This is a genomic window from Nocardiopsis listeri, from assembly GCF_020741345.1.
GTDB lineage: Bacteria > Actinomycetota > Actinomycetes > Streptosporangiales > Streptosporangiaceae > Nocardiopsis > Nocardiopsis listeri_A.
Map to the genome: position 1 here is coordinate 1 of NZ_DYZD01000224.1, position 11,709 is coordinate 11,709.

Consider the following 11,709-nt stretch of genomic DNA (forward strand, 5'->3'; position numbering starts at 1 on the left):
CCGCATGGCCGACGACGTCTTCAAGGCCCTGGCCGACCCCACCCGGCGGACGATCCTCGACGAGCTCACCGAACGGTCCGGGCAGACCCTGTTCGAACTCTGCGGACGACTGCTCGTGAAGCACGGGCTCGGCATGTCCCGGCAGGCCGTCTCCCAGCACCTGGCGGTCCTGGAGGGCGCCGGGCTCGTCAGGAGTCGCCGGGAGGGGCGTTACAAGTTCCACGACATCGACCCGGAGCCGCTGCGACACATCACCGAGCGGTGGATCCGACCCGACACGAAGGACGGCACACCATGAGGATTCACTTGAACAGCGTCTTCGTCGACAGTCAGGTCAAGGCCCTGGACTTCTACACGAACGTGCTCGGCTTCGTGAAGAAGCACGACGTCCCACTGGGCGAACCCGTGGACGAGCACCGGTGGCTCACCGTGGTCTCTCCCGAGGACCCCGAGGGCACCGAACTCGTGCTCGAACCCTCCGGACACCCCGCCGTGGGCCCCTACAAGGAGGCCCTGGTCCAGGACGGCATCCCGGCCACCGCCTTCTCGGTCGACGACGTCCGTGCCGAGTACGAACGTCTGCGGAGACTGGGCGTGCGCTTCACCCAGGAACCCCTGGAGATGGGCCCGGTCACCACCGCTGTCCTGGACGACACCTGCGGCAACCTCATCCAGCTCCAGCAGCTCCAGCAGCCCCTGTGACGCGTCCCATCACACCGGCCGGCGCATGACATCCGTCATGTGCCGGCCCCCGCGAATCGCAGTCGGAACCGGTGATTCCGGGGACTGCCGAGTGAGCACCCCGCGGACTTAGGTTCAAGACATGAACCGCGACGACGAACAGCCCGGCTCCACCCCACCGGCACCCCGCACACCTTCCCCGCACACGGACGTTCCCACCGCCGGGGGAGCGTCCACACCACCCGCCCCGCCTGCACCGACCAAGCGGCGGCGCGGTCCGCGGCCGGTCCCGTCGGGCGTCCCCTACCACCGGGTCCTGGCCCGCGACAAGCGCGGGATCTGGCGGGGCGTCGCCGCGCTCACGCTGCTCATGGGCGGCCTGCTCGCCTTCGCCTTCGGGTTCGTGTTCCTCGGCGTGGCCATCGACATGGCGCTCGGCCGCGACAGCATCCTGACCGGCGGCACCGACTTCACCCCCGCGACCCACGCCACGAGCATGCTCGGGCTGGCCGTTCTCCTGCCGTGGAGCATGCTGATCCAGCGCTGGCTCTACGGGGTGAGGGGCGCGTCGCTGCACTCGATCCTGTCGCGGTTCCGCCCCGAGGTGTTCGGCCGTTCCCTGCTGGTGATCCTGCCGATCTGGACGGTCTACCTGACCGCCTTCTCCGTGTTCACGCCCTACCCGACGACCTCGTGGACGAGCGTCGACCTCGTCGTCATGCTCGGCCTCGTCATCCTGGTGACGCCGCTGCAGTCGGCCGGTGAGGAGTACGGCTTCCGTGGACTGGCCTTCCGGGTCGCCGCGAGTTGGGGGCGCGGCCCACGTACGGCGCTGCTGCTCGGCGTGGTCGTCTCCAGCCTGCTGTTCATGGTGGCGCACTTCGCGTTCGACCCGTGGCTGAACCTCTACTACTTCACGTTCGGTGCCACCCTCGCCCTGATCACCTGGCGCACCGGTGGGTTGGAGCTCGCGGTGGTCGTCCACGCGGTCAACAACACGATCGCCTTCCTCCTCACCCTCGTCACGCACACCGACTTCACCGAGGGCATGGACCGGTCGGTGGGAAGCGGATCACCGATCATGCTCGTGCCCTGTGTGCTGCTCGCCGTGATCACCACCGTGGTGTGGACGCGGTCACGCCGGACCGGCCCGCCGCTCACACCCGCCGCACCGCAGCCGGAACCGGTCACCGAGGTGGAGAGCAGGGGCTGAAACCTGGGTCGTATGGGCGTCCCGAACCCGGCCGGGGGTTCGGGCAACGCCGTTCTCCGGGGTTTCGGGCAGGGGTTCGAAACCGATGCCGACCGCGAGTCACCATCGGTGTCATTTCTGTGAGAACTCGGTGGGAAACGTCGGCGGATTCACCCGGAACGCGGGTTCACGAGTGCGCGAAAACACTTGTTCCCCGGATTTCGGGAAGAGCGATGACGCGACCTGCGCCACTTCTTCGGGCGTCTTACTTCGCGTTACGTCGAGTTACTCCAGGTGGATAAGAGACCACCCGGCCTGAGGGAACTCCATCGTCCCCACACCACCGCCGACACGGGGCGGGGACACTCGGCCCGCAGGGATTTCGGGCCGTACACGGCCCCGTTCAGGGGCCTTCCCATCACCGTTATTCGGTGGCCGCACGCGCCTTGGGCGCGGGCACCTTCATGCCGCGCTCACGGCCGTAGTCGGCGAGCATCTCGCGCAGCTGACGGCGCGCGCGGTGCAGTCGTGACATCACCGTGCCCAGGGGCGTGCCCATGCGCGCGGCGACCTCCTTGTAGGCGTAGCCCTCGATGTCCACGAGGTAGATGACCTCCTGGAACTCCTCAGGGAGTCGGGCCAGCGCCTGCTTGATGTCGGAGTCCGGGAGACGGTCGAGGACCTCGGTCTCGGCCGACCGCATGCCCGACGAGGTGTGCGTCTCGGCGGCGGCGAGCTGCCAGTCCTTGATCTCGTCGGTGGTCTCCTGGCGGGGCTCCCGCTGCTTCTTTCGGTAGCTGTTGATGAAGGTGTTGGTCAGGATCCGGTAAAGCCAGGCCCTCAGGTTGGTACCGACCCGGAACTGGTGGAAATTGGCGAAGGCCTTGGCGAACGTTTCCTGAACGAGGTCTTCGGCGTCGGCCGGATTGCGCGTCATGCGCAGGGCCGTCGGGTAGAGCTGGTCTGCGAACGGTGTCACCGCGGTGGCGAAGTCGAGAGTCTCTTCCTCGGCCTGGGTCTCACCGTTCGTGGAGACGTGGTCTTTTTCGAGAGTCGTCAAGATTCCCCCTCGGGACGACCGGAATGATCACTTCCACTCTGTTAGACGCAGCATCACCTTCCCAATGATGACATCAATCCACGTGATACGGGTCACGAACGTACCCAATCCGTAGCCTGTGCCGGTAAGCATGCGGTAAACACCCAGCGTGGCGCCTGGCCGAGGGTCGGTGTTCACCACCGGGTGTCATACGCTGGCGTCGCCACCAGGCGCGTCCCGCGCCCTTCGCACGGTGGACCGATGGCATACCCCTTATTCCTGTGGAGGACCTGTGGCCCGCGTCGTGGTTGACGTCATGCTCAAGCCCGAGATCCTGGACCCCCAGGGTCAGGCGATCGCCGGGGCCTGCTCCCGCCTCGGCTTCGAGGGGATCGACCAGGTCCGCCAGGGCAAGCGCTTCGAGGTGGAGGTCGAGGGCGAGGTGGACGAGGCCAAGCTCGCCGATGTCCGTCGCCTGGCCGAGACCCTGCTCGCCAACACCGTCATCGAGGACTTCGAGGTCCGTCCCGCCTGATCGGCCCCGCACCCCACGGACCCGTGCGCCGGAAGTGTCCGACTTGTTCAGCCGTGCTCCCTGAGGGTGCGGCTGTTCGTTTTACCCGGAGCGACCTCGGGAAGGGTTCCTATCGCCGGGCAGCCAACCGACACGGAGCACGAGGGGTTCACGGATGGACACCGTATTCTCGATCTCCCTCCCACGAAGGCCGTACACGGTCGCCATAGTCCGCGACATGCTCGGCGCACTTCTTTGCAGATCGGGACTGTGCCAAGGGTGCATCGACGACATCCTGATCTCCGTCTCGGAGGCCTGCGCCAACGCCATCGAGCACGGCGGACCGAACGACGGCTACGAAGTGGAGACCGAGTTCGCCCCCGGCTGGTGTGAGATGCGGATCTCCCATAGCGGCAGGGCACCGGACATGACGGCGCTCGCCGACAGGTTCACCTCACCGCACGCGCCCCTCCCGGGTCTGGAATCGGAATCGGGCAGGGGCATCTTGTTGATGCGGTACCTCATGGACGAGGTCGACTTCAGCGCAGAGCCCCGCACCACCGTCATCCTGCGCAAACGGGCCACGTCGTGCGAACCGGCCTGCGAGGAGGCGTCCACCGGGGACAATCCGCACGCCCACTTCGTGCTGCTCTAGTGAGTTCTCATCCGACGACGGGGCACCGTGACGCACACCACGAGAACTGTCCGGTCGCACACCCATGACCCCTCCAGGCGGGGTTTCCTTCAGAGGATCGCACAGGTCGGACCTCCCCTGACGGGGTGACCGTCGTACCCGAGCACAGGTGAGCGGGTACGCTGCGGAGGTAGCGGACCCACCGTCCTCGTGGCGGGGTCGGGCACCGAACTTCTCCCCGTCGAACCACGATCTCGGAGTGTGCTCATGACAGCCCGTGTGGGCGTCGTCACCTTCCCCGGCTCCCTTGACGACAAGGACGCCGCTCGCGCCGTGTCCCTGGCCGGCGCCGAACCCGTCCCGCTGTGGCACGCCGACGCCGACCTCAAAGGCGTCGACGCCGTCGTCCTGCCCGGCGGCTTCTCCTACGGCGACTACCTGCGCTGCGGTGCCATCGCCCGCTTCGCCCCGCTGATGTCCGAACTGGTCCCGGCGGCGCGTTCGGGCGCCCTCCCGGTCCTGGGCATCTGCAACGGCTTCCAGATCCTGTGCGAGAGCCACCTGCTGCCCGGCGCGCTCACCCGCAACTCCTCACTGCGGTTCGTCAACCGCGACCAGGTCCTGCGGATGGAGAACACGAGCACCGCCTGGACCAACGCCTACGACGAGGGCCAGGAGATCCTTGTCGTCCTCAAGAGCGGTGAGGGCAGCTACGTCGCCGACGAGGCCACCCTCGACCGGCTGGAGGCCGAGGGCCGGGTCGTCGCCCGTTACGTGGACGCCAACCCCAACGGTTCGCGCCGCGACATCGCCGGCGTCACCAACGAGCACGGCAACGTCGTCGGCCTCATGCCGCACCCCGAGCACGCCGTGGAGGCCCTCACCGGCCCCTCCACCGAGGGTCTCGGATTCTTCACCTCGATCCTGAGCCACCTGGCGTCCGGAACCCCGGCACAGGTCTGACCCACCCGGGCCGGCCCACCGGCCCCGTACACCCGACAGGGGGACGATCCTCGCGATGATGGCGCTGCTGCGCTCCCGGAAGACCATGTTCGTACTGGTGGGGCTGGTCGTGGTCGGCCTGGTGATCTCCGGGGCCATCGGCCTGTTCCAGTCGTTCAACGCCGCCCCCGTGGCCCAGGGACAACAGGGTCGGGGAGAACAGGGGCAGGGCCAGGGACAACAGGGGTCGCCGGACGGGCAGCAGCAGGAGCCCCCGCCCGAAGTCGACGCCCTGGGCAACCCGCCTTCCGGGTTCACCTACGTGGACCAGGACGAGGCCCACTGCAACGGGAGCATCTGCTTCCGGCTGATCCTCGTCGCCGGTGAGGAGGGCGAGGCGCTCGACATGGACACCGACGAGGCCGTCGGGACGGTGTACGAGCACCTGCTCGCCAACGGTTGGGAGCAGGAGCTGCCGCCCGAGGCCGACTCCCCCGACGACGTCGAGCTCACCGACTCCGTCCTCACCGACGGCGAGGTCCTGGTGGCCGACTCCTCCTCGCCGGGTGACTCCGTCCCGGTCATCATGCTGGGCAACGCGGGCATGCCCGCCTACTGATCCGGTGCCGGGCGGCGGACACTGCCAAGGCTCGGCCTGAACCACCCGCGCAACTCCGCGACACCCGAACGGAACAACCGCATGTCTGAAGTACCCGGCCTCGACACCGTCATCGCGGCGAACGAAACCCCGGACACCCCTCAGCCGTACGCCGAACTGGGCATGGCCAAGGACGAATACGAGCGGGTCCGCGAGATCCTGGGGCGCCGCCCCACCGCCTCCGAACTGGCGATCTACTCGGTGATGTGGAGCGAACACTGCTCCTACAAGTCCTCCAAGGTGCACCTGAGTCAGTTCGGGGAGAAGGCCCCCGAGAACGACGCCCTGCTCGTGGGCATGGGCGAGAACGCGGGCGTGGTGGACGTCGGTGACGGACGAGCCGTCACCTTCAAGATCGAATCGCACAACAGCCCCTCCTTCGTCGAACCCCACCAGGGCGCGGCCACCGGCGTCGGCGGCATCGTCCGCGACATCCTCACCATGGGCGCACGCCCCGTCGCCGTGATGGACGCTCTGCGTTTCGGGCCGCTGGAGGCGGACGACACCAAGCGGGTGCTTCCCGGGGTGGTCTCCGGCATCTCCTTCTACGGCAACTGCCTCGGGCTGCCCAACATCGGCGGTGAGATCGGCTTCGATCCCGGATACCTCGGAAACCCGCTGGTCAACGCCCTGTGCGTGGGTGTGATGCGGCACGAGGACATCAAGCTGGCGCAGGCCCCCGGCCCGGGCAACAAGGTGGTGCTGTTCGGTTCCAGCACCGGCCCGGACGGCATCGGCGGCGCCTCCGTGCTGGCCAGCGCCAACTTCGACGAGGAGTCGCACACCAAGCGGCCCAGCGTCCAGGTCGGCGACCCGTTCATGGAGAAGCTGCTGATCGAGTGCAGCCTGGAGCTGTACGCCAAGGACATGGTGGTCGGCATCCAGGACCTCGGCGCGGCCGGGATCTCCTGCGCCACCACCGAACTGGCGGCGGGTGGCACCGGTGGCATGAACGTCCGGCTCGACAAGGTCCCGCTGCGCGACCACCGGCTCACCCCCGAGGAGATCCTCATGAGTGAGTCGCAGGAACGCATGATGGCGATCGTCGAGCCGGCGAAGATGGCCGACTTCCTCGCGATCTGTGACAAGTGGGGCGTCCTCGCCAACGAGATCGGCGAGGTCACCGACGTGACCCCCGAGGAGGCCGAACGCGGCGGCCGACTGGTCATGACCTGGCACGGCGAGACCATCGTGGACATGCCGCCGAGGACCGCCTCCGACGAGGGTCCCGTCTACCAGCGCCCGTACGCGCGTCCGGAGTCCCAGGACGCGCTGCAGGCCGACGACGCCGCGAAGCTGCCGCGGCCACAGGGCGACGCGGAGCTGCGCGAACAGCTCCTTCGGGTGTTGGGCTCCCCCGGCGTGGGCGACCCCACGTGGATCACCCGGCAGTACGACAGCTACGTGCGCGGCGACACGGTGGTGTCGGCCCCGCACGACTCCGGGATGATCCGGATCTCCGACGACTCCGACCGCGGGGTGGCCCTGGCCACCGACGGCCACGGCCGGTTCACCCGACTGGACCCGTACACGGGCACCCGGCTGGCCTACGCCGAGGCCTACCGCAACGTCGCCGTCACCGGCGCTCGGCCGCTCGCGGTCACCAACTGCCTCAACTTCGGTTCGCCCGAGGACCCCGGCGTGATGTGGCAGTTCGCCGAGACCACCCGCGGCCTGGCCGACGCCTGTCAGCAGTTGGGCACCCCGGTGACCGGTGGCAACGTCAGCTTCTACAACCAGACCGGTGACGTGCCGATCAACCCGACCCCGGTCATCGGCGTGCTCGGCGTGATCGACGACGTGAACCGCCGCCTGCGCTCCGGCTTCGACTCCGAGGGCTCCCGGGTGTTCCTGCTGGGCGAGACCCGACCCGAGTTCAGCGGTTCGGCCTGGGCCGACGTCGTCCACGAGCACCTGGGCGGTCTGCCCCCGAAGGTGGACCTGGCCGCCGAGGCCGCCCTGGGCGAGGTCCTGGCCACCGCGGCCGAACGTGATCTGGCGGTGGCCGCTCACGACCTGTCCGACGGTGGTCTGGGCGTCGCCCTGTCCGAGTCGGCGCTGCGCGGCGGCAAGGGCCTGCGCGTGGAACTGGACGGCGACGCCTTCACCGAGCTGTTCAGCGAGTCGGGCGCCCGCGCGATCGTCGCGGTCGAGCCCGGCCGGGAGGAGGACTTCGTGGCCCTGGCCGGCGAGCACGGCGTCCCGGTCACCCAGATCGGCACGGTCGGCGGTGACAGCCTCACGGTGACGCACCCTGGCGGCGTCGTCGAGGTCGCTCTGACGGACCTGCGCACCTCCTACGAGGAGGCCATCCCCGCCGTGATGGACGGCCTGTAGAAATTCGAGGTAGGAAGTGGGGGCGTCCCGGCCGGGGCGCCCCCCTTTTCTTCGCCTGTCGTCCGCACAAGATCCTTTTCAATAACCTATGCGTCATTTGCTACTGTGCCAAGGTCGCCCCTTGTGGAACGTCAAGGCCTCGGGCAGCGCCTGATGGATCCGTTCCGCACGCAGGCCCTGAGCACCTGCAGGAATCCCCCAAAAGAATGAGGTCATATGGGAAACGGAACCGGAGCCAACACCGGCGAAGCACACTCTGGCGGTGTTCAGGCCGAACTCGCCGCCCAGCGCATTCTCGGAACCTCCGTCGACTTCGAAGACGCCATTAGCGATGCGAAAACAGCTGCTGGGAAGGTTCCGGGCGTCACCGGTTGGAGCGGGTACTCCGGCGAGCACGCCGACAGCATCCGGGACGTCGAGGACCAATGTGTCACGATCGCCGGCAACACACAGTCGGGCGCCGAGGAGATCTCCCACACCGACCACGAGTCCGGAGGCGACTTCTCAGCGAGTGGAGGCGACCTCTCCCGCCCCGTCAACGTCGAACTCTACTGAATCTCCCGGGGACCGAGCATGGGTTTCAGCTACACCGAAGATGACGCGAATTTGTCAGGCCTCATCTCCGCCCGCATGGATCTGAACCGTATCTACACCAAGCTGCGGGGCGACACCGTACAGTACAACGACATTGTGGACACCACCGCAACCGAGTTCACCGACCTCATCAGCGATTCGATTCGCACCGTGGCAACGGAGAACCAGGAAGCCTGGCAGAGCGCGATGATGGCCTGCATCTGTGCGCATGGGGTCATCGACCAATGGATCTCGGACGTTCAATGGTACCGAGACCGTATCGACGAAATCGAAACGGAATTCAACACCGCGGTCACCGGCATTGACGACTTCACCGCCTACAGCGCGATCGAGGCTTCGCACAACAGTCAGGCTCGGACGGCCTACGAGCAGTTCGAACAACGCGCCGATGCCTGCTCGGACATGCTCGCCGACGGACCGACACCCGAGACCGTACGCAAACTGACAGAGGCGGGCCACCTGGGTATGGCTCCCTTCGCCGTGACGGGCGACCACGAATACTACCCCTACGACGAGTCGGCGGGGGAGGACCTCGCCGAGCGCATCAGGAGCGGTGACTACGGCGGGAACTACGACGAACTGCACAACGCGGCACTCGCCTTGTCCGAAAGGGCGGCCAACGCGGCGCAGAACGGCGAGGAACTCTCCGAGAGTGAGCTCGACTTCCTGGAAGCTGTGCTCAACGGCACCGACGACGTCATGTTGGACCTGCATGACGATGGTTTCCGCGGTGATCCCAGTGCCTCACAGCAGCAGGAGATCGCCGCGATGTTGGGCATGTCGATCGTGGCTCTGTCCCATCCCTCCACCGGTGGCGGGCACGACCGTCTCCCGGAGAGCGTCCGAAACCTCTCCGAAGGGGTCAGCAGCGGGGGGTCAGGCTACTTCATCGGCGGCCCAGGGCGGTCGAGCACCGGCTACGAGCGGTGGTTGGAGGACGCTGCCGGCCTGACATACCTACTCGACGAAGCACGTCACCCCAACGGCACACCGATGGAACTCGGTGAGGAGACCTCCCTCAAGTTCACCGCCGCGGTGAGCGAAGTGGCCGGTGCCCTTCCCAGCGAGCACAACCGCAACGACCTGACCGTCACCTACAGTCCGGACGAGCAGGAACAGGCCACCATGTCGAGACTGCTCGACTTCTCCACGGCCAACGAGGACGCCAACCACACCCTCCTCACAGATGGTTCCGAGCCCAACGGACGAGACTCCGAGCAAATCCTCACCGACCTGTACACGTTCGACTGGAACGATGACGGTCGCGCTGTGGCCGGCCTCACCGACTGGATCGAGGACTTCCAGAACAGTGACGATCCGGACAAGGTCGACCAGGGATCCGAAGCTTTCCTCGCACTCGTGGAAACCATCACCACTCCGGAGATGCAAGAGCGACTCAGCGAGACCGGACACAGCCTCGAGGACGAAGAGAATGACGTTACCTGGGAGAACGTGTCTTTCACGCATCTGAACCCGGAGGTCGCCGGTTCCTTCGCGAACCTCTTCCTCAACAACATCGAATCGATGGAGAGCGTCGCCGGATTCAACTTCAATGACGACGGGGAACAAGACCCGGAGATCTACGCGGTGGACAACGAGTACTTGGGAGATGGGGTGCTTCAACTCGACCCGATGACACGGCTGGCCTTCGCGGAGTACATCGTAGGGAGTGAAGACGCCGCGACCCGACTGGAAACCGCGTCGTTCTTCCGAACGGAGGAAGCGGCCTCAACGTACTTCGCCGAGTACCCGCCCGATGTCTCCGAACCCAGGGCTGCGGGTATCTTCGACGCACTCATCGACGAGGCCATCGAGAACGAACATCAGAATCGCTTGGACGCCACCAACGACGCCATCGACTACAAGAACCAGGTGGCCAACAACTCCGTCGACTTGACCGCAGCGATCTTCAATGAGATCCCCGCCCCCGGAGTCAGCACGGTCAGTGAGGTGATGAAGCAGGGCTTCAAGGAGGTTCTGGCCACGGAACATATCGATATAGCGAGGGACACGAGTTCTGGCTTCTCCTCTGTGGCTCTGGACAACCGGGCGACGATCCACGCGGCGATAGCGGTGGAGAACAGCGGAGAACACACCTTCGGTGAAGAGGTCGACTACCTGCGCGACCCCGGTACCGGCGAGATAAGTCTGGATCCCCATCTCTGGATGGAGGGTGATGGTGAGTCCTCCTTCGACGCGACGGCTTACCAGGAGGCCATCGACAGCATCTACGGCGACCTCAGAGACGAGAAATGGCCTGGTGCCGAGAACGAACTGGGGAACACGGTCATCAGTGATTTCAGTCGTTTCAACATGGCGGGCAGGGAGGCCCTCGACTCACGGACCTAGTAGGGCGCCGTCCTCACACAACCCCTACGTGACGAAAGATGCACAACGTGAGAAATCGAAGAAACCTGGCTGTTTCCGCGGTCTGTCTGGCAATGATGATGTCGGCCTGTTCCTCCTCGCAGGAGGAGGGCCCCGGCCCACAGCCGAGCGCCGACCACAACGTCGCCAAGGAGGGGATCTCGGCTCCGGACGCGGTCTCCTCCGTGAGCGGAGTCGGTTGGGAGTGGCGACCCGGGGAGGGCGAGCAGGTCACGGCAGTGCATCCCGGCCCCATCGGCGCCGTGATCGAACTGGCGGACGGACTTGTCGGGCTGCGCGGTGACACCGGTGACGAGTTGTGGCGATACCGGGTCCCCGACACCGAGGGGTTCTCCGCCTCGTTCTCTCCTTCTGGGACCAACGCCCTGGTGACGGCCACGGATCAACCGGACACCCTGCTGGACACCGCGACCGGTGCATCCCTGTCCGAGGACGTCAAGGGTGGTGGTGACGCCCGACTGCTGGACGGGGGTCGCCTACTGCACCGGCGAGGCGAGGCGACCGAGGCCCTCCTGGAGGTGAGCGACCTGGAGACCGGAGAGACCCTGTGGAGCCAGGAGACCCCGCGAACCTGCTCTGATGGTGGACCGACCCGTCAGATCTCCACTTCGCATCACAGCGACGCGATCGTCCTGTTGCTGCACTGTTCGGAGGACACTTCGGAGGGTGCGCTCCGCGCCCCCGCCCCCGATACCGTCAACGCCTTGGTCGCGCTGGATCCGGTCGAGGG

The 11,709-nt window shown here is 66.5% G+C and carries 11 protein-coding genes and 1 pseudogene; 11 read left to right on the forward strand and 1 reads right to left on the reverse strand.

What is annotated here, in order from left to right; translation table 11 throughout:
• The first annotated feature begins 4 nt into the window (after positions 1 to 4).
• The 3 genes from K8V84_RS12130 to K8V84_RS12140 all read left to right on the forward strand — a co-directional run bounded on the left by K8V84_RS12130 (position 5) and on the right by K8V84_RS12140 (position 1,894).
• Complete coding sequence (locus tag K8V84_RS12130) at positions 5 to 298, forward strand: metalloregulator ArsR/SmtB family transcription factor (RefSeq protein WP_304074252.1); 294 nt, start codon at positions 5 to 7, stop codon at positions 296 to 298.
• Positions 295 to 702: a VOC family protein gene (locus K8V84_RS12135; RefSeq protein WP_304074234.1), complete on the forward strand. Its 408-nt coding sequence runs from the start codon at positions 295 to 297 to the stop codon at positions 700 to 702. The genes K8V84_RS12130 and K8V84_RS12135 overlap by 4 nt, the downstream gene beginning before the upstream one ends.
• Positions 703 to 823: 121 nt before the next feature.
• Complete coding sequence (locus K8V84_RS12140; RefSeq protein WP_304074236.1) at positions 824 to 1,894, forward strand: CPBP family intramembrane metalloprotease; 1,071 nt, start codon at positions 824 to 826, stop codon at positions 1,892 to 1,894.
• Between the two features lie 403 nt (positions 1,895 to 2,297).
• On the opposite strand, the gene K8V84_RS12145 is transcribed toward K8V84_RS12140, so the two are convergent.
• Positions 2,298 to 2,933 (reverse strand): sigma-70 family RNA polymerase sigma factor, encoded by a 636-nt coding sequence (locus K8V84_RS12145; RefSeq protein ID WP_304074238.1) that lies wholly within the window; start codon positions 2,931 to 2,933, stop codon positions 2,298 to 2,300.
• Positions 2,934 to 3,204: 271 nt separating this feature from the next.
• Here K8V84_RS12145 and purS point away from each other — a divergent pair, with 271 nt between their 5' ends.
• The 8 genes and pseudogenes from purS to K8V84_RS12185 all read left to right on the forward strand — a co-directional run.
• A complete protein-coding gene (purS, locus tag K8V84_RS12150) occupies positions 3,205 to 3,447 on the forward strand; it encodes a phosphoribosylformylglycinamidine synthase subunit PurS (RefSeq protein WP_067602247.1) in 243 nt (80 codons plus the stop codon).
• A gap of 154 nt (positions 3,448 to 3,601) precedes the next feature.
• A complete protein-coding gene (locus K8V84_RS12155) occupies positions 3,602 to 4,081 on the forward strand; it encodes an ATP-binding protein (protein ID WP_304074242.1) in 480 nt (159 codons plus the stop codon).
• A 246-nt stretch (positions 4,082 to 4,327) separates the two neighbouring features.
• A complete protein-coding gene (purQ, locus tag K8V84_RS12160; RefSeq protein ID WP_304074244.1) occupies positions 4,328 to 5,023 on the forward strand; it encodes a phosphoribosylformylglycinamidine synthase subunit PurQ in 696 nt (231 codons plus the stop codon).
• A gap of 55 nt (positions 5,024 to 5,078) precedes the next feature.
• Entirely contained in the window at positions 5,079 to 5,621 is a 543-nt protein-coding gene (locus K8V84_RS12165; RefSeq protein ID WP_304074246.1) for a hypothetical protein, read from the forward strand.
• Between the two features lie 81 nt (positions 5,622 to 5,702).
• The gene (purL, locus tag K8V84_RS12170) at positions 5,703 to 7,997 is read left to right on the forward strand and encodes a phosphoribosylformylglycinamidine synthase subunit PurL (protein WP_304074247.1); all 2,295 of its coding nucleotides are present in this window, start codon (positions 5,703 to 5,705) and stop codon (positions 7,995 to 7,997) included.
• Between the two features lie 216 nt (positions 7,998 to 8,213).
• Positions 8,214 to 8,552: a hypothetical protein gene (locus K8V84_RS12175; protein ID WP_304074249.1), complete on the forward strand. Its 339-nt coding sequence runs from the start codon at positions 8,214 to 8,216 to the stop codon at positions 8,550 to 8,552.
• Positions 8,553 to 8,570: 18 nt separating this feature from the next.
• Positions 8,571 to 10,940, forward strand: a complete 2,370-nt coding sequence (locus tag K8V84_RS12180) for a hypothetical protein (protein ID WP_304074251.1) — start codon at positions 8,571 to 8,573, stop codon at positions 10,938 to 10,940.
• A 47-nt stretch (positions 10,941 to 10,987) separates the two neighbouring features.
• Positions 10,988 to 11,709: pseudogene (locus tag K8V84_RS12185) on the forward strand (dehydrogenase); the annotation flags it as partial.

What these genes read in the sequence shown, in the direction of transcription:
- K8V84_RS12130 (WP_304074252.1), top strand. Translation starts at nt 5, where the DNA reads ATGGCCGACGACGTCTTCAAGGCCCTGGCCGACCCCACCCGGCGGACG.
- K8V84_RS12135 (WP_304074234.1), top strand. Translation starts at nt 295, where the DNA reads ATGAGGATTCACTTGAACAGCGTCTTCGTCGACAGTCAGGTCAAGGCC.
- K8V84_RS12140 (WP_304074236.1), top strand. Translation starts at nt 824, where the DNA reads ATGAACCGCGACGACGAACAGCCCGGCTCCACCCCACCGGCACCCCGC.
- K8V84_RS12155 (WP_304074242.1), top strand. Translation starts at nt 3,602, where the DNA reads ATGGACACCGTATTCTCGATCTCCCTCCCACGAAGGCCGTACACGGTC.
- purQ (WP_304074244.1), top strand. Translation starts at nt 4,328, where the DNA reads ATGACAGCCCGTGTGGGCGTCGTCACCTTCCCCGGCTCCCTTGACGAC.
- K8V84_RS12165 (WP_304074246.1), top strand. Translation starts at nt 5,079, where the DNA reads ATGATGGCGCTGCTGCGCTCCCGGAAGACCATGTTCGTACTGGTGGGG.
- purL (WP_304074247.1), top strand. Translation starts at nt 5,703, where the DNA reads ATGTCTGAAGTACCCGGCCTCGACACCGTCATCGCGGCGAACGAAACC.
- K8V84_RS12175 (WP_304074249.1), top strand. Translation starts at nt 8,214, where the DNA reads ATGGGAAACGGAACCGGAGCCAACACCGGCGAAGCACACTCTGGCGGT.
- K8V84_RS12180 (WP_304074251.1), top strand. Translation starts at nt 8,571, where the DNA reads ATGGGTTTCAGCTACACCGAAGATGACGCGAATTTGTCAGGCCTCATC.